The organism is Variovorax sp. PAMC26660 (genome assembly GCF_014302995.1).
In the GTDB taxonomy this organism is placed as follows: domain Bacteria; phylum Pseudomonadota; class Gammaproteobacteria; order Burkholderiales; family Burkholderiaceae_C; genus Variovorax.
On record NZ_CP060295.1, the window covers coordinates 5,100,224 to 5,117,838 of the forward strand.

9 protein-coding genes and 1 pseudogene are annotated in these 17,615 nt (G+C 67.4%); 5 read left to right on the top strand and 5 right to left on the bottom strand.

All coding sequences use genetic code 11. From position 1 onward, the window contains the following. Positions 1-10: 10 nt before the first annotated feature. The 3 genes from H7F35_RS24095 to H7F35_RS24105 form a co-directional block, all read right to left on the bottom strand. The gene (locus H7F35_RS24095; protein WP_187109079.1) at positions 11-832 is read right to left on the bottom strand and encodes a basic amino acid ABC transporter substrate-binding protein; all 822 of its coding nucleotides are present in this window, start codon (positions 830-832) and stop codon (positions 11-13) included. Between the two features lie 32 nt (positions 833-864). Next, positions 865-3,627, bottom strand: coding sequence for a circularly permuted type 2 ATP-grasp protein (locus H7F35_RS24100; RefSeq protein WP_187109080.1), 2,763 nt, complete (start codon positions 3,625-3,627; stop codon positions 865-867). Positions 3,628-3,689: 62 nt separating this feature from the next. Beyond that, positions 3,690-7,217 (bottom strand): DUF2126 domain-containing protein, encoded by a 3,528-nt coding sequence (locus tag H7F35_RS24105; protein ID WP_187109081.1) that lies wholly within the window; start codon positions 7,215-7,217, stop codon positions 3,690-3,692. 141 nt (positions 7,218-7,358) lie between these two features. Between H7F35_RS24105 and H7F35_RS24110 the strand changes: the two genes are divergently transcribed. The 5 genes and pseudogenes from H7F35_RS24110 to H7F35_RS34860 all read left to right on the top strand — a co-directional run. Beyond that, the gene (locus tag H7F35_RS24110; RefSeq protein ID WP_187109082.1) at positions 7,359-9,854 is read left to right on the top strand and encodes a DNA internalization-related competence protein ComEC/Rec2; all 2,496 of its coding nucleotides are present in this window, start codon (positions 7,359-7,361) and stop codon (positions 9,852-9,854) included. A gap of 166 nt (positions 9,855-10,020) precedes the next feature. Further along, entirely contained in the window at positions 10,021-10,866 is an 846-nt protein-coding gene (locus tag H7F35_RS24115) for an oxepin-CoA hydrolase, alternative type (protein ID WP_187109083.1), read from the top strand. A gap of 96 nt (positions 10,867-10,962) precedes the next feature. Beyond that, positions 10,963-12,456, top strand: coding sequence for a circularly permuted type 2 ATP-grasp protein (locus tag H7F35_RS24120; RefSeq protein WP_187109084.1), 1,494 nt, complete (start codon positions 10,963-10,965; stop codon positions 12,454-12,456). A 14-nt stretch (positions 12,457-12,470) separates the two neighbouring features. Then, positions 12,471-13,427 (top strand): alpha-E domain-containing protein, encoded by a 957-nt coding sequence (locus H7F35_RS24125; protein ID WP_187109085.1) that lies wholly within the window; start codon positions 12,471-12,473, stop codon positions 13,425-13,427. A 326-nt stretch (positions 13,428-13,753) separates the two neighbouring features. After that, positions 13,754-13,894 (top strand): annotated as a pseudogene (locus H7F35_RS34860) (hypothetical protein); the annotation flags it as partial. A gap of 117 nt (positions 13,895-14,011) precedes the next feature. On the opposite strand, the gene H7F35_RS24135 reads toward H7F35_RS34860, so the two are convergent. Both H7F35_RS24135 and glpK read right to left on the bottom strand, forming a co-directional pair. After that, complete coding sequence (locus tag H7F35_RS24135) at positions 14,012-15,676, bottom strand: sulfatase-like hydrolase/transferase (RefSeq protein WP_187109086.1); 1,665 nt, start codon at positions 15,674-15,676, stop codon at positions 14,012-14,014. A gap of 115 nt (positions 15,677-15,791) precedes the next feature. After that, positions 15,792-17,285 (bottom strand): glycerol kinase GlpK, encoded by a 1,494-nt coding sequence (gene glpK, locus H7F35_RS24140; protein WP_187109087.1) that lies wholly within the window; start codon positions 17,283-17,285, stop codon positions 15,792-15,794. Between the last annotated feature and the right edge of the window lie 330 nt (positions 17,286-17,615).

Here is a 17,615-nt window from a genome sequence, read left to right on the forward strand (position 1 = left end):
GGCTTTGTGTTTACTTCGACTCGGCGCCGAAGTGCGAAGCGTAGATCTTCGCGTAGGTGCCGTCGGCCTTGATCTCGTCCAGGCCCTTGTTGATCTTGGCCAGCAGTTCGGCGTTGCCCTTCTTGACCGCGATGCCGTAGTGCTCGACCGGGAAGCCCGCGTCGCTCACTGTCTTGAAGCCGCCCGCCGGGTTGTTGGCCAGGTAGTGCACGATCACGCCGTTGTCGGCCACCACGGCCTGCACGCCGCCGGCCTCCAACTCTTTCAGTGCGAGCGGCGTGGACTCGAAGCGCTTGATGGCGGTGCTCGACTTGCCCAGCAGCTTGCCCACGACTTCGTCGCCGGTGGTGCCGTTCTGCACGCCGACCTTCAGCGGCTTGATGTCCTCGAACTTCGCGACGGGCGAGTCGGCCTTGACGGCGATCAGTTGCTTGGCGTCGAAGTAAGGCTGCGAGAAGTCCATTGTCTGGCGGCGCTCGTCGGTGATGGTGATGGCCGACACCAGCAGGTCGCGGTCGCCCTGGTCGAGCGAATTGAAGATGCCTTCCCACGGCGTGTTGACGAACTTGACCTCGATGCCGGCCTTTGCCGCAACGGCCTTGACCACGTCGATGTCGAAGCCCACGGCCTCGCCCTTGTCGTTCTGCGACTCGAAGGGTGTGTAGGCGGCATCGGTGCCGACCACCAGCACGCGCGCTGCGGCCGGTGGGGGCGGGGCGGACGCGGCGGCGGGTGCCGCGGGCTCCTGCTTGCCGCAGGCGGCAATGGCCAGGGCCGCGAAGAGCGCCGCGGCGGTGAGTGCGAAGCGACGGTTGATGGCGATGCCTGACATGGAAATGCCTCCTGCGAAATATCGTTATGGAATCAAGCGCCTACGGAGCGCAGCGATTCGGATGTGAGCGTGAAGTAGCGTGTGCTGATGGCGTCCGACACATGGTAGGCCGCCGTCTCGCAGTTGGCGAGCAACTGCACGAGCGCGGGGTAGTTCGCGTCGGGCCCGGCGGCGCACAGGTGCTCCAGCGTCCAGGTGGCCGGATCGGGCAGCTCGTACGACAGGGCCGTCAGCTTGCCGGGCGCGCTGCCGGCCAGCCGCGCGATGCGCCCGCGCAGGGTCTGCGTGACCCAGGCGAGCGAGCGCGGGTTCTCGGCGTCGAGCACCAGCAGGTCGACCAGCGTGGCGACGTCGCGCCGCTGCTGGTAGCGGGCGTGGAAGGTGATGGTGCTGTCGAACATCGCCACCATCGCCTCGAAGCCGCTCACTTCATGCACGGCGCCGTTCTCGAAGCCGGCTTCCAGCGCGTTCGACAGAAAGCCCAGGCGTTCGATGTGGCGGCCGATGGAGAGCAGGCGCCACGCGTCGTCGCGCGACATGCGGTCGGTTTGCGCGCCGGTCATCGCGGCCAGCGCGGTGCTGGCGGATTCGAGCGCGCGCAGCGCGGCGCTGGTGGCAAAGCTGCCTTCGTCGGCCTGCTCTGCGGCGCGCCGCAAGAAATCGGCTTCGGCGCGCACGATCTGGTTCCAGTTGTCCTGCGACAGTCGCTCGCGCACCGCGGCTGCGGCTTCGCGAATGCAGCGCAGGCTGTAGCCGACGCTGCCGCCCTTGTCGACGTCGCCGAGCTCGGCCACCAGCGCGCGCTCGAACACGCGGCGCGACTGCGGCGCGCTCGGCACTTCGGCCGGCACCAGTGAATTGCGCAGCGCCATGCGGTGCAGCCATTCGAGCAGCGGGCGTGAAGACTGGTCTTCGCCGCCCAGCAGGTTGAGCGTGAGGCGCGCCAGGCGCACCGCGTTTTCTGCGCGCTCGGTGTAGCGGCCCAGCCAGAACATGTTCTCGGCGGCGCGACTGGTGACCGGGGCACGGTGCCGTGCGAGCGACGCCGGCGTGGCGTGCGGCTGCAGCAGCGTGGTGCGGTCGACTTCGCCGTGGGTCTGCACCCACACATCGGCGCTGCTGCCGCCGCGCTGCATCGACGCGATCTGCGCATCGGACCCCGCGAGCCGCGCCAAGCCGCCGGGCAGCACCCGCCACGACTGCGCGCCGTCGCTCACTGCGAACACGCGCAGCAGCACCGCGCGCGGCGCGATGTGGCCGGGGCCGAGGTCGTTGGCCCAGGTCGGCATCTGCGACAGCGGCTGGTAGCCCTGCACGGTATGCACATCGCCTTGGCGCACGATGCGCCCGGCCCATTCGTCCAGCTCGCGCCGGCTGAGCTGGCTGCCGAGCACCGCATCGAAGCTGGCGCGGCCTTCGAAGCCGGGGTAGGTGGGCTTGATGGCGCAGTCGCCGAGCTGCGGCAGCACCGCTTCGAGCGCGGCGCGCTCGCCGCACCACCAGGTGGGCAGCGCGGGCAGCTTGAGTTTTTCACCGATCAGTCGGCGCGCCAGCCCCGGCAGGAAGCCGAGCAGCGCCGGCGATTCGAGGAAGGCCGAGCCCGGCATGTTGGCCACCAGCACATTGCCGGCGCGAATCGCCTGCAGCAGCCCGGGCACGCCGAGCGTGGAATCGGGGCGCAGCTCCAGCGGGTCGAGGTATTGGTCGTCGAGCCGCTTGATGAGGCCGTGCACCGGGCGCAGGCCCTGCAGGGTCTTGAGGTAGAGCCGCTGGTCGCGCACCGTGAGGTCGCTGCCCTCGACCAGCGTCACGCCCAGGTAGCGCGCAAGGTAGGCGTGCTCGAAGTAGGTTTCGTTGTACGGGCCGGGCGTCAGCAGCGCGATGTGCGGCGGCACGCCGGCCGGGCACATGCGCTGCAGGCCGTCCATCATGGCGCTGTAGGTGGCGGCCAGGCGCTGCACCTGCAGGGCCTCGAAAGCTTGAGGAAACTGCCGCGTGATGGCAAGACGGTTTTCAAGCAGATAGCCCAGGCCCGAAGGCGCCTGGGTGCGCTGCGACACCACCCACCAGTTGCCGTCGGGGCCGCGTGCGAGGTCGAAGGCGGCGATGTGCAGCCAAGTGTCGCCCGGTGGCTTCACGCCGTGCAGCGCGCGCAGATAGCCGGGGTGGCCGCGCACCAGCGCCGGCGGCAGCAGGCCTTCGGCCAGCAACTGCTGCGGGCCGTAGACGTCGGCCATCACGCGGTCGAGCACGCGCACGCGCTGCAGCACGCCGGCTTCGATCTGGCTCCAGCTTTCCGGCGAGACGATCAGCGGGAACAGATCGAGCGACCACGGCCGCTGCGGGCCGTTGGCGTCGGCGTACACGTTGTAGGTGACGCCGTTGTCGCGGATCTGCCGCTCGAGGCTGGCCGCGCGCCGGGGCAGGTCGTTGAAGCCGCCGGGGCCGAGCTGCTCGAAGAAGGCGTTCCAGGCGGGCGTGAGCGCAGGCTGTTCGCCGGACTGGGACTGCGTTTGTGTCTGCGATTGCTGCGAGGACGACTGGGACTGCGATTGAGACTGCGACTGGGATGGCGCCGGTGCCGCCGGTCGTTCAGCCGCCGTGTCGTAGAGCAGCGGTGCGGGCGGCGGCGTCGGCGCGCCGCCCGAAACGGGCCGCACAGGGGCGGCCGGCGTGGCTTGCCCACGCAGTTCGTCGAAATGACCGGGCAGGGCGGCCGGTGCGAGCGCCGACGCCAGGGCCGCTGGAAACTCCAGTGCCTGGGCGTCGAACAGGGATTCGTTCAAAGGTTCCACAGAGGGGGATTGTCACACTGCCGTCACGGCATGGCCGTTCGGGCAATGTGCTAGGAGACCCCTCAGCGCCGCAGATCCAGCGTGAACGGGAACTCGCGGCTGCCCGGCAGCTCGATGGTGGCGGGCGGCGTGCGCAGCAGGCCGGGCGTGTGGCCCATGCGGGTGAAGCGCGAGTGGCGGCGGCTTTCGGCCTCGTAGGCGTTGACCGGGAAGGTGTCGTAGTTGCGCCCGCCCGGGTGGGCGACGAAATACTGGCAGCCGCCCAGCGAGCGCTTCATCCAGGTGTCGACGAGGTCGAAGGTCAGCGGCGCATGGGCGCCGATGCTGGGGTGCAGCGCCGAGGGGGGATTCCACGCCTTGTAGCGCACGCCCGCGACGAACTCTCCCGTCACGCCCGTGGGCTGCAGCGGCAGCACCTTGCCGTTGACGGTGACGACGTGGCGGCTTTCGTTCAGGCCGGTCACGCGCACCTCGATGCGTTCGAGCGACGAATCGACATAGCGCACCGTGCCGCCGGCCGAGCCTTCCTCGCCCATCACGTGCCACGGCTCCAGTGCGTTGCGCAGCGACAGCTCCACGCCCATCGCCTGCATCTGGCCGACCAGCGGGAAGCGGAATTCGAAGTGCGGCGCGAACCAGTCGGGGTCGAACGCAAAGCCGGCCTGGCGCATTTCGCTGATGACGTCGTCGAAGTCCATCTTGACGAAGGTCGGCAGCAGGAAGCGGTCGTGCAGCTCGGTGCCCCAGCGCGTGACGGGGGCCTTGTAGGGCTCGTCCCAGAAGCGGGCGACCAGCGCGCGAATCAGAAGTTGCTGCGCAATGCTCATGCGCGCATGCGGCGGCATCTCGAAGGCGCGCAGCTCCAGCAGGCCGAGACGGCCGGTGCTCGAATCGGGCGAGTAGAGCTTGTCGATGCAGAACTCGCTGCGGTGCGTGTTGCCCGACACATCGATCAGGATGTTGCGCAGCGTGCGGTCGACCAGCCATGCCGGCATGTTGGCGCCGTAGATTTCGCGGTTCTTCGCGATTTCCTGCAGGGCGATTTCAAGCTCGTAGACCTGGTCGTTGCGCGCTTCGTCCACGCGCGGCGCCTGGCTGGTCGGGCCGATGAACATGCCCGAGAACAGGTAGCTCAGCGACGGGTGGTTGTGCCAGTACAGCAGCAGGCTGGCCAGCAGCTCGGGCCGGCGCAGGAACGGGCTGTCGGCCGGCGTGGCGCCACCCATCACGAAGTGGTTGCCGCCGCCGGTGCCGGTGTGGCGGCCGTCGGTCATGAACTTCTCGGCCGACAGGCGCGTCTCGAAGGCGGCGTTGTAGAGGAACTCGGTGTGCTCGACCAGTTCCTTCCAGTTGTGGGCCGGATGGATGTTGACTTCGATCACGCCCGGGTCGGGCGTGACGGCCAGCATCTTCAGGCGCGGATCGCGCGGCGGCGGATAGCCTTCCATCACGATCTTCACGCCCAGTTGCTTGGCCGTGGCTTCGACAGCGGTCACGAGGTCGAGGTAGTCCTCCAGGCGCGCGAGCGGCGGCATGAAGACGTAGAGCACGCCCGATGCGCTGCCCTTTTTCTCGGCCGAGGGACCGTTGGCGCGGCGCGGGTCGCGCACTTCGACGCACAGCGCGGTGCGCGTTACCCAGTGGGCCGATTCACCGCGGCGCGGCTGGCGCGTGGCGCTGGTGTCGATGGCTTCGGGGTTGGTCGTTGCCGAGGCTGCCGACGCGGTCGTTGTTGCCGCTGCAGCAGCGCTTGCGGGCCCCTGCATTCGCACAGCCGCGGGCACCACGGGCGGTGCACCGAAGGTGTAGGGCACGGCGCCCAAGCCTTCAGTCGGCGCGGCCGACGTTGCGGCATAGCGTGTGCGGTAGTCGGTTGCGCTGGGCAATACGCCTCGCGGCGCGGTCGGGTCGCGCTCGATCAGGTAGGGGTAGTCGCCCTTGCTGGCCCACGGCTGCGAGTCGAGCGGCAGGCGATAGCCCATGGGCGAGTCGCCTGGAATCAGGAAGAGGCGGTCGTCGCGCAGGAACCAGGGGCCGGTCTTCCAGCTTGGGCCTTCGAGCGCGGGGGCGTCGCCGTCCGCGTTGCCGGGCTCGATGGGCAGCATGTAGCCGATCACCGCATCGAGCTTTTGCGTGAAGACGCGGCGCAGGCGCACGCGCTCCAGTTCGTCGTCGAGCTTCGACTCGAAGGGGTCGACGTTCACCGGCAGGCGGCGTTCGCGCCAGAGGTAGTAGTAGACGTCCTCGTAGCCGGCCTGCATGTAGCGCTCGGTGATGCCGAGCTTGTGCGCCAGCACGGTGGTGAAGCGGCGTGCGTCTTCGCTCGTGTAGTGCGTGGGCACGCGCTCGTCGGCGAACAGCTCGGGGTCGTGCCACAACGGCTGGCCGTCGGCGCGCCAGAAGATCGACAGCGCCCAGCGCGGCAGTTGCTCGCCCGGATACCACTTGCCCTGTCCGAAGTGCAGGAAGCCGCCGTTGCCGTATTCGGCGCGCAGCTTGTGAACCAGTTCGGTGGCGTAGCCGCGCTTGGTGGGGCCCAGGGCGTCGGTGTTCCATTCGGGCGCGTCGCGGTCGCTGGTGGCCACATAGGTCGGCTCGCCGCCCATCGTGAGGCGCACGTCGCCGGCCTTCAGGCGCGCATCGACCACGTCGCCCAGGGCCAGCACCTCGGACCACTGCTCTTCGGTGTAGGGCTTGGTGACACGCGGCGATTCGTAGATGCGCGTGACGGTCATCTCGTGGCCGAACTCGACCTCGGCCTCGTCCACGCCGCCTTCGATGGGCGCCGCGCTCGAAGGCGTCGGCGTGCAGGCCAGTGGAATGTGGCCTTCGCCGGCCATCAGGCCCGAGGTGGCATCGAGGCCGATCCAGCCTGCGCCGGGCAGGAACACTTCGCACCAGGCGTGCAGGTCGGTGAAGTCGACCGTGGTGCCGCTGGGGCCGTCGAGCGACTTCACGTCGGGCGTGAGCTGGATCAGGTAGCCCGAGACAAAGCGCGCGGCCAGGCCCATGTGGCGCAGCAGTTGCACCAGCAGCCAGCCCGAGTCGCGGCACGAGCCGCTGCCGTTGGTGAGCGTTTCTTCCGGCGTCTGCACGCCGGGCTCCATGCGGATGAGGTAGTTGACGTCCTGCTGCACCTGCTGGTTGATGCCGACCAGGAAGTCGATGGTGCGCTGTTCCTTGCGGTCGACCTTGTCGAGGTAGGCCTCCAGCAGCGGTGTGACCGGATCGGCCACGAGGTAGGGCGCGAGTTCTTCGGCCTGCGAGGCTGTGTACTTGAACGGAAAGTTCTCGGCCTGCGGTTCGAGGAAGAAGTCGAAGGGGTTGTAGACCGCCATCTCGACGACGAGATCGACCGTGACTTTGAATTCACGCGTCTTCTCCGGGAATACGAGCCGCGCCTGGTAGTTGGCGAACGGGTCCTGCATCCAGTTGACGAAGTGCTCCGCGGGCTCGACCCGCAGCGAGTACGAAATGACATTGCTGCGGCAATGTGGCGCGGGCCGCAACCGAACGACCTGCGGGCCCAGCTGCACCAGGCGGTCGTATTTGTAGTGGGTGACGTGGTGGAGTGCGGCGTGAATTGACATGCGTTTTTGTGTGCAGTACTGACAGATTGCATCGAAAAGATGTCTCTGGTGAGACGCATACTAGCCCAGAAGCCAAGCAATTAACGCGCCACTGAGCGTGGGTTCGGGGAGGGTTTGCATCATGTGTTCCGAGGTTCTTCGGTGACGGCGCCGCGCGCGTCCGGCAATGCCGCGGCTGGTTCGTGGGCCTTCGCCTTGCTGGGTGGTTCGGTGCTGGGCGCGGCCTTGCAGTTGCGGCAGCCGGCGCTCTGGCAGACGTGGGCTTATGTCACGCTTTTGCTCACGGCGCTTGTTGTCATGGGGTGGTCATGGCGGCCGTCTTCGCTGGCGCGGCGAAATCCGGGCTGGGGGCTTCTGGTCATCGCGCTGATGTGCGGGGCACTGGCAGGCGCGGGGCAAGCGGGTTGGCGCGCCGTGGTCCATGCGGGCGGTGCATTGGACCCGGCACTCGAAGGGCGTGACCTGCAGGTCACCGGCGTGGTGTCGGAGATGCCGCAGCGCGGCGAGGTCGCCACGCGCTTTCGCCTCGATGTCGAGTCGGCGCGTTGGGCCGGCACGGGCACGACCACCGAAGCCCCGCCGACCGTGCCGGAGCGCATCGCGCTGGGCTGGTATGCCGAGAACACCGGCCTGTGGGGGCGGTCTTCCGAAGAGCGCATGCCCTCCGCAAACACCGTGGGCTCGCTGCATGCCGGCGAGCGATGGCGCCTGACGGTGCGGCTCAAGGCGCCGCATGGCAACGTCAATCCCCACGGTTTCGACAGCGAGCTGTGGATGTGGGAGCAGGGCGTGCACGCCAACGGCTATGTGCGAACCGGCGCGCGCGATGCGGCACCTGCGCTCGTGGCCGTCACATGGCGGCATCCGATCGAACGCGCACGCGAGGCCGTGCGCGACAAGGTGTTCGAGCGCGTGCCCGACCGCAGGCAGGCCGGCGTGATCGCCGCGCTGGTCACCGGCGACCAGGGCGCCATCGACCGCGCCGGCTGGGACGTGTTTCGCGCGACCGGCGTGGCGCACCTGATGTCGATCTCGGGGCTGCACGTGACCATGTTCGCGTGGCTGGCCGCGCACGTTGTCGGTCTGCTGTGGCGTCGCAGTGCGCGGCTGATGCTGTGGCTTCCCGCGCAGCAGGCCGCGCTGGTCGGCGGCGTGCTGTTGGCCGCACTCTATGCGCTGTTCAGCGGCTGGGGCGTGCCGTCGCAGCGCACGGTCTGGATGCTGGCGACCGTCGCACTGCTGCGCTTTTCGGGGCGGCGCTGGCCCTGGCCGCATGTGTGGCTGCTGACCGCGGCGGTGGTGGTGGCACTCGATCCATGGGCCTTGATGCAGGCCGGCTTCTGGCTCAGCTTCGTGGCGGTGGGCGTGCTGTTCGCCACCGACGTGGCGGCGCCCGGCGAGGCGAAGAAGGGTTTTCGCGCGCATGTGTTCCAGCTCTTTCGCGAGCAATGGGTCATCACGCTGGCGATCACGCCGCTGAGCCTGCTGCTGTTTCAGCAGGTGTCGCTGGTCGGCTTGCTGGCCAATGCGATCGCCATTCCGTGGGTCACGCTGGTGGTGACGCCGCTGGCCATGCTGGGTGCAGCGGTGCCGCCCCTGTGGGACCTCGCGGGCTGGGCCGTGCATGCGCTCGTGGTGCTGCTCCAGTGGGGCGCCGGTCTGCCTTTCGCCACGCTGTCGATGGCCGCGCCGCCGGGATGGATGGCGGCTGGTGGCGTGGCGGGCGGCGTGCTGCTCGCCATGTCGTTGCCGTGGTCGTTGCGCACCCTCGGGTTGCCGCTTCTGCTGCCGGTGCTGCTGTGGCAGGCGCCACGGCCTGCCACCGGCGAATTCGAGCTGCTCGCAGCCGACATCGGGCAGGGCAACGCGGTGCTGGTGCGTACCGCGACGCACAGCCTGCTCTACGACGCCGGGCCGCGCTACAGCCTCGAAAGCGATGCCGGCCATCGCGTGCTCGTGCCGCTGCTGCGCGCGCATGGCGAACGGCTGGACATGCTGCTGCTGAGCCACCGCGATTCGGACCACACCGGCGGCGCGTCTGCGGTGCTGGCGACGCAGCCACAGGCCGCGTTGCTGAGTTCCATCGAGCCCACGCACCCGCTGCGGTCACTGCGCCCGGGGCCGCCCTGCGAGGCCGGCCAGCAATGGGACTGGGACGGCGTGCATTTCGAGATCCTGCATCCGCTCGCCTCGGACTACCGGGCGGGCGTCAAGCCGAATGCGATCTCCTGCGTCTTGCGCATCGGCAATGGGCGTGCGACGGCGCTGTTGGTTGGCGACATCGAACGTGACCAGGAGCGGGCGCTGGTGCAGCGGAATCCGGCGCTCGCGGCCGATGTGCTGCTGGTGCCCCATCACGGGAGCAAGTCTTCGTCGAGCGAGTGGCTGCTCGATGCCGTGCGGCCGCGCGTCGCGCTGGTCCAGGCGGGCTACCGCAACCGGTTCGGGCATCCGGCGGCGCAGGTGATGGCGCGCTATGCGGCGCGCGGGGTGCGGGTGGTCGACAGCGTCCGATGCGGGGCAGCCCTCTGGCGCAGCGCCGAGCCCGGCGACGTGGCCTGCGAGCGCGAGCGCATGGCGCGCTACTGGCATCACGCCTTGCTCCCGGCCCGCATCGGGCGAGTCGAGATCGACTGACAATCCTCGGAAATGTGAATAAATTGTCAAAAGAGCGGTGAAAAAGCAGTTGCCGAGTCTTGCAATGAAGAGTCCGATCCGTTGGAGAGGTCGGACACAAAACACAAGGGGACGACATGCGCAATGACAACGATCCGCGGCAAAGGCAGTTTTTCGGGCGGACGGCATGACGGCCGCCGTTCCCGCCATCACCAGCGCCAATGCGGCATCCGCGTCGGGGGCCCGGCTCAAGATGCACCGCGAAGGCCCGGTGCTGATCCTGACCCTCAGCAACCCCGCCGCCCGCAATGCGCTCAATCCATCGGTCTACCGCGCGGCGGCCAAGGCGATACGGGCCACCTCGGGCTTTCGCACCGTGCGCGCCATCGTGCTGTGCGGGGAGGGCGAACATTTCAGCGGCGGCGGCGATCTGCGGCGGCTGGCCCGCCAGCGCAGGCTGCCGGCTTCCGAGCAGCAAGGCCATATCGAGGCGCTGCACGAATGGATCATGGCGATCGAGGAAGCGCCCCAGCCCATCATTGCCGCGGTCGAGGGCGCGGCCATGGGCGGCGGTTTTTCGCTGTGCCTGGCCTGCGACCTGATCGTCGCGGCGGAGGATGCGAAGTTCGCCATGTCCTATGTCAACGTCGGTTTGACACCCGACGGCGGCGGCACCGATTCGCTGGTGCGCGCATTGCCGCCGCAGGCCGCGCTCGAAATGCTGCTCGACGGCACGCCGTGCACCGCCGGCCGGCTCTACGACTGGGGCGTGGTCAACAAGATCGTGCCGCATGGCAGTGCCTTTGCCACCGCGCTGGAATGGGCGCAGCAGCTCGCGCGCGGCCCGTTCGAGGTTCAGGCGCGCATCAAGCAACTGGTGCACTCGGCGCGCGGCCGAAGCCGGCGCGAACAGCTCGACGCCGAGCGGGAGTCCTTCGTCGCGAGTCTTTACAGCGACGAAAGCGGGGAGCGCATCAAGGAATTCCTGTCGCCCCGCAAGAAGCGGGCGCTGGACGAAGGCTCCCTGCAGTAACGAGAAAAAGTCTCGCGGCCCGTCTTTGGCCAGCAGATTAGGGGTTTCACTGGCCCTGAACTTGCTAAGCTATGGCTCAAGGAGATTGGTCGTTCCATGCACAAATTCGATGAGATGTATGAGCAGTTGCCCTACGCAGGGGCTGCAATCCGACAGCACTACAAGCGCTACGACCAATGGCTCGCGAAGCAACCCGGAGAGGTGATGCGTTCGCGGCGTGAAGAGGCGGAAATGATTTTCCGCCGGGTCGGCATCACCTTCGCGGTGTATGGCGCCAAGGATGAAGACGGCTCCGGCACCGAGCGGCTCATCCCGTTCGACCTGCTGCCCCGCATCATTCCCGCCCACGAGTGGGACAGCATGGAAAAGGGGCTGGTGCAGCGCGTGACGGCGCTCAACCGCTTCCTGCATGATGTCTACCACGACCAGGACATCATCAAGGCCGGCATCATTCCGGCCGAGCAGATCCTGAACAACGCCCAGTTCCGCCCCGAGATGATGGGCGTGACCGTGCCGCACAACGTCTACTCCAACATCTCGGGCATCGACATCGTGCGCGCGCCCGACGCCGATGGCAACGGCGAGTACTACGTGCTCGAAGACAACCTGCGCGTGCCCAGTGGCGTGAGCTACATGCTCGAGAACCGCAAGATGATGATGCGGCTCTTTCCCGAGCTGTTCAACCAGAACCGCATCGCACCCGTCGCCCATTACCCCGACCTGCTGCTCGAAACCCTGCGCGCCAGCGCGCCGGCCGCCACGGCCGAGCCCACGGTGGTGGTGCTCACGCCCGGCATGTACAACAGCGCCTACTTCGAGCACGCCTTCCTTGCGCAGCAGATGGGCATCGAGCTGGTCGAGGGGCAGGACCTGTTCGTCAAGGACGACTTCGTCTACATGCGCACCACGCGCGGCCCGAAGCGCGTCGACGTCATCTACCGCCGCGTCGACGACGACTTCCTCGACCCCGACGTGTTCCGCTCCACTTCCACCCTCGGCACCGCCGGCCTGATGCGCGCCTACCGCGCGGGCAACGTCGTGATCTGCAATGCGGTGGGCACGGGCGTGGCCGACGACAAGTCGATCTACCCGTACGTGCCCAAGATGATCGAGTTCTACCTCGGCGAAAAGCCGATCCTGAAGAACGTGCCCACCTACATGTGCCGCAACAAGGACGAGCTGCAGTACACGCTCGACAACATGAAGGACCTGGTCGTCAAGGAAGTGCACGGGGCAGGCGGCTACGGCATGCTCATCGGCCCGGCTGCCACGCAGGCCGAGATCGAGGACTTCAAGAAGGCCGTGATCGCCAAGCCCGACGGCTACATCGCCCAGCCCACGCTGAGCCTGTCGACCTCGCCCACCTTCGTCGACGCCGGCATCGCACCGCGCCACATCGACCTGCGCCCCTTCGTGCTCTCGGGCAGCGAAGTGCAGATGGTGCCCGGCGGCCTCACGCGCGTGGCGCTGAAAGAAGGTTCGCTGGTGGTCAACTCGTCGCAAGGCGGTGGCACCAAGGACACCTGGATTCTCGAAGCCGACCGCACGCCCAAGCCCAAGGCGGCCACGCAGTCGCAAAGCCAATCGTAGTAGGAGCGCAAAAGATGCTGTCCCGCACCGCCGACCATCTCTACTGGATGTCCCGCTACACCGAGCGTGCCGAGAACACCGCGCGCATGCTCGACGTCAACTACCAGACCTCGCTGCTGCCGCAGTCCGCCGAAGTCGCCAAGTACGGCTGGCAAGGCGTGCTGTCCATCAGCGAGCTGCTGCCCCTGTACAACAAGAAGTACGAGCAGATCACGCCGCACGACGTGATGGAGTTCATGGTCAAGGACGAGAGCAACGCCTCGTCGATCGTTTCCTGCCTCAAGGCCGCGCGCGAGAACGCGCGCGCCGTGCGCGGCGCACTCACCACCGAGGCGTGGGAAACCCAGAACACCACCTGGCTTGAAGTCAACCGCATGCTGCGCGCCGGCGACTTCGAACGCGACCCCGGCCAGTTCTTCGAGTGGGTCAAGTTCCGCTCGCACCTGTCGCGCGGTGTCACGCTGGGGACGATGCTGCAGGACGAGGCTTTCTACTTCTCGCGCCTGGGCACTTTTCTCGAGCGTGCCGACAACACGGCGCGGCTGGTGGACGTGAAGTTCCACGCGCTCAACAGCGAGTTCTTCGGTGCCGCCACCGAGGAAGACCAAGAGTACGACTTCTATCACTGGAGCGCGATCCTGCGCAGCGTCTCGGCCTTCGAGGTCTACCGCAAGGTGTACCGCGACGTGATCAAGCCCGAGCGCGTGGCCGAGCTGCTGATTCTTCGCGCCGACATGCCGCGTTCGCTGCATGCGAGCCTGGCCGAAGTGGTGAGCAACCTCGCCAAGGTGCAGAACGAGCAGAGCGCCGAAACGCAGCGCCGCGCCGGCAAGCTGCTGGCCGACCTGCAGTACGCGCGCGTCGACGAGATCCTGGCGACGGGGTTGCACGCCTACCTCACGCAGTTCCTCGACCGCGTGAATGAATTGGGCGGACGTATCAGCCAGGACTTCCTGGTCCCCGCGCACTGATTGGGCGTGCGCCGATGCGGCTGACGGCCCATTCGTCCCGCGCTTTTTCCATCGAGGGCTTTCTCGAGCCCGAAGAGTGCGAACAGCTCATCGCACTGGCCGAGAGCGAGGGCTTCGCCTCGGCCGGCGTGCGGACTGCGGACGGACCGAAGGCCATGCCGATGATCCGCAACAACGAGCGCGCGATGCTGCCGTCACCGGCCTGGGTCGATCTGCTGTGGCAGCGCCTTGGCAGCCTGGCGTTGCCGCAGGTCGATGCGCAAGTTCCCAAGGGTCTGCCGAAGGATCTGCGCTTCTACAAGTACTCGCCTGGCCAGCGCTTCAAGATGCACAAGGACGGCCCCTGGCATGAAGACGGGCTCACCAGCCAGCTCACGCTGCTCGTGTACCTGAACGATGGCTTCACCGGCGGCGACACCGATTTTCGGGAATTCCGCGTGAAGCCCGAGACCGGCGCGGCCCTGCTTTTCATTCACGACACGTGGCATGAAGGCGCCGCCATCGAGTCTGGAACCAAGTACGTACTGCGCTCCGACGTGCTGTACGGCGCTCCGGCCCGAAGAGCTTTCAGGGCCGCGAGGCCTTCAGCGCGAGAACGACTCCACCGCCACGGGAATCTTCGGCGCCTGCCAGCGATAGCTGGCGCCCAGCACGTTGCGTTCGTGCATCTGCCCGCTCCACTGGATGTGAAGCAGGTCCATCAAGGTCCAGCCTGTCCAGTCCGCGCGAAAGGGCTGCTGCGTCGCAGCGCCGGCCGGGAGCGCCTCACTGTTGCGCCAGACCACGGCCGGAATGCGATAGCCCGATGCGGTCGAAGGGCTGTGGCCCGCACGGTCGCTGCCGTGGCCCACTTCCTGACCGTGGTCCGACAGGTACATCCATGCGCGGTAGTCGTCGCTCTTGCCGGCGCTGCGCGTCTGCTGCAGAAGCTCCGACACCACGAAGTCGTGGTACAGCAGCGCCGCGTCGTACTCTTGGCGAAAGCGCCGCACCCACGTCGAGCGCCCGTTGTTCACCAGAGCGGTTTCCACCGCATCGACGTTGTCGTCGAAGGGGTTGGCGTTTTCGGGAAAGCGCAGGCTGTAGTGCGGGTGCGCGCCCATGAGGTGGACCACGATCAGCTTGCGGTCGGTACTCGTGTCTGCCAACGCCTCTTGCACGCAATCGAGGATTTCGCCGTCCAGCGAGGCACTGGCGCGGCCGGGCGTGCGGTTGACCATGTCCACCACGTCGGCGAAGCGCGCATGCTGCTGCTCGATGGCCAGGTCGTCATGGTTGCTGATCCACCAGACCTTGTAGCCGGCCGCGCGCGCCAGGGCCAGCACGTGCGGCGGGTTTTCGCTCTCGGGCAGGCCGAAATAAAACATGTTGCGCAACGCGGGCAATGTGCTGGCGTCCACCGACCATGCGTTCTGCAGCACCGCCATCTGGTCGCCGGCCTGCGCCTTGTGCGCCTGCAGGCGCGGCGTGGTCGGGCGGCCGTAGCCGTAGAGCGCCATGTTGTCGCGGTTGATGCTGTCGGTGATGACCAGCACAACCGTGGAGGGGCCTGCTTTCGTGATGACGGGCGCGATGGCCTTGGCCTGTGCCATTGATCGGTCGCGCACTTCTTGTTGGTTTGCCCAGGCGGCGCGCAAGGTCTGCACTGAGTGCGACCAGTTGACCCAGAAGATCGCCGGATGCAATCGGCGCCACGGCTTGCTCAAGTAGGCCACGCAGGCGATCAGCAACAGCACCAGCACGAGCGATCTTGTCCAGAACGGCAGGCGTGGACGCACGGAAGAAGTGGGCGCCTCGGCGACAGCACCGCGCCGCGCGAACACGCCCACCAGCACACCCGCGATGGCGAGTGCACCCGACCAGATGACGGCGGAGCGCCAGTGCATCTGCAGGTACTCGCCGCTTTCGCGTGCATTGGTGTTGGCCGCTGCGCCCAGCACCATGGCGCCGTCGGGCGCGGCCTGATAGGTGTCGAGCAGGTAGGCACGCACCACGCCGTCCAGCGCAAAGCCCATGGCCCAGAGCCAGACCGTCACCGTGCGCACTCGCCGCATGCGTGCGCTGCGCAAGGGCCATGCGAGCCACAGCACCAGTGGCGCGGCGAGCACTGCGAGCTGGGCGATGCGGCGGCCGTCGTGGCCCAGGGCGATCAACGCCAGCAATGTGACGCCGACCACGCCGCAAGCGAGCAGGGCGTTCTTGCGAGACGCGTTCCGGGAAACGGCCGCTTCGTTGAAAGAGGAGGTCAAAAGTACTGCGCGGCAGGTAGGGGCGGCCGGATTTTGCCCCGCTGCATGTGCTGCAGACCCCAGTGCCCCGGCGGTCGCGGGGTCTTTGGGGACAACGGATCGATGGGTCGAAGGATCAGGTGGCAGTGGCCTGCCGCACCGCACGCTCCCAACGCGCCATCGATTCCTCGGCCTGCGCGCGGCCCATCGTGGGCATGAAGCGCCGTTCGATTTTCCAGAGCTTCGACAACTGGCGCGCGTCGCTGTAGACGCCGGTCGACAGGCCCGCCAGATAAGCAGCGCCCAGCGCGGTGGTCTCGATCACTTCGGGCCGCACTACCGGAATGCCCAGCAGGTCGGCCTGGAACTGCATCAGCAGGTCGTTGACGCTCGCGCCGCCGTCCACGCGCAGCTCGGCCACCGGCTTGCCGCCGGCCGCCACCGCGTCGCGGCTCATGGCCTGCAGCAAGGCGGCGCTCTGGTAGGCGATGCTTTCAAGCGCGGCGCGCGCGATGTGCGCGACGGTGGTGCCGCGCGTCAGGCCGGTGATGGTGCCGCGCGCATCCGCATCCCAGTAGGGCGCGCCCAGGCCGGTGAAGGCGGGCACCATCATCACGCCGCCCGCGTCGGGCACGCTTTCGGCGAGCGACTGCACCTCGGCGCTGCCCTTGATGGCCTTGAGGCCGTCGCGCAGCCACTGCACCACGGCGCCGCCGACGAACACGCTGCCTTCCATGGCGTACTGAGGCGTGGTGTCGGTCTGCGCGGCGCTGGTTACCAGCAGGCCGTTGTGCGAAGGCTGGAAGGCGCCGCCCGTGTGCATCAGCAAAAAGCAGCCGGTGCCATAGGTGTTCTTGGCCATGCCGGCTTCAAAGCAGGCCTGTCCGAACAGGGCGCTCTGCTGGTCGCCCGCGACACCGCCGATGGGCAGCGCGCGGCCGAGCAATGCAGCATCGGTGTCGGCGAAATGCGAACTCGACGGCTGCACCTTGGGCAGCAGCGCAGCGGGGATCTTCAGCGCCGCGAGCAGTTCATCGTCCCATTCGTTGCGGTGTACGTTGAAGAGCATGGTGCGCGAGGCATTGCTCACATCGGTCACATGCGCCTTGCCGCCCGTGAGCTGCCACATCAGCCAGCTGTCGATCGTGCCGAAGGCCAGCTCGCCGCGTTCGGCCTGGGCGCGTGCGCCGGGCACGTTGTCGAGCAGCCAGCGCAGCTTGGTGCCGGAGAAGTAGGCGTCGATCACCAGCCCGGTCTTCTCGCGGATGGTGTCGCTCATGCCTTTGTCGCGCAGTTGCGCGCACAGCGGCTCGGCGCGGCGGTCTTGCCACACGATGGCGTGGTGCACGGGCTGGCCGGTGGCGCGGTTCCACAGCACGGTGGTCTCGCGCTGGTTGGTGATGCCGATGGCGTGGATGTCGCTGGCCTGCAGCTTGGCTTTCACGAGCACTTCGCGCGCAGTGGCGAGCTGGCTGCGCCAGATTTCCATGGGGTCGTGTTCGACCCAGCCCGGCTGCGGGTAGATCTGGGTAAGTTCCTTTTGCGCGATGGCGACGATGTGGCCTTCGCGGTCGAACACGATGCTGCGGGAGCTGGAGGTGCCTTGATCGAGGGCGAGCAGGTAGGTCATGGGTTCAATGTTCCTCGGAATCTGAACTTGCGTTTCTTTGCGCTGTTGTTCGGGGTGGGGGCGGGTTCGGGTTCATTCAGGGCGAGTGCGAATGACACCAGGTGCTCCCCTGTGCGAATGTCCCCCGCTTCGCTCCTCCTTTATTTCGCTGCGGGGAGCACCTGGTGTCATTCGCACATGGACACGCTGCTGGTGTATCGCCGATCAACGACCGCTCTGAGCGCTCACGTCGATACGGGGCTTTTTTTCGCGAAATAAAGGAGGAGCGGAGCGGGGGACATTCGCAAAAAAGAGCACCGTGTCGGCGGGAGTGCCGCCCTGAACAGCAGC

Excerpts from the sequence above, each read along its gene's own strand:
- H7F35_RS24095 (WP_187109079.1), bottom strand. The coding sequence starts at position 832 with ATGTCAGGCATCGCCATCAACCGTCGCTTCGCACTCACCGCCGCGGCG.
- H7F35_RS24105 (WP_187109081.1), bottom strand. The coding sequence starts at position 7,217 with ATGTCAATTCACGCCGCACTCCACCACGTCACCCACTACAAATACGAC.
- H7F35_RS24115 (WP_187109083.1), top strand. The coding sequence starts at position 10,021 with ATGACGGCCGCCGTTCCCGCCATCACCAGCGCCAATGCGGCATCCGCG.
- H7F35_RS24120 (WP_187109084.1), top strand. The coding sequence starts at position 10,963 with ATGCACAAATTCGATGAGATGTATGAGCAGTTGCCCTACGCAGGGGCT.
- H7F35_RS24125 (WP_187109085.1), top strand. The coding sequence starts at position 12,471 with ATGCTGTCCCGCACCGCCGACCATCTCTACTGGATGTCCCGCTACACC.
- glpK (WP_187109087.1), bottom strand. The coding sequence starts at position 17,285 with ATGACCTACCTGCTCGCCCTCGATCAAGGCACCTCCAGCTCCCGCAGC.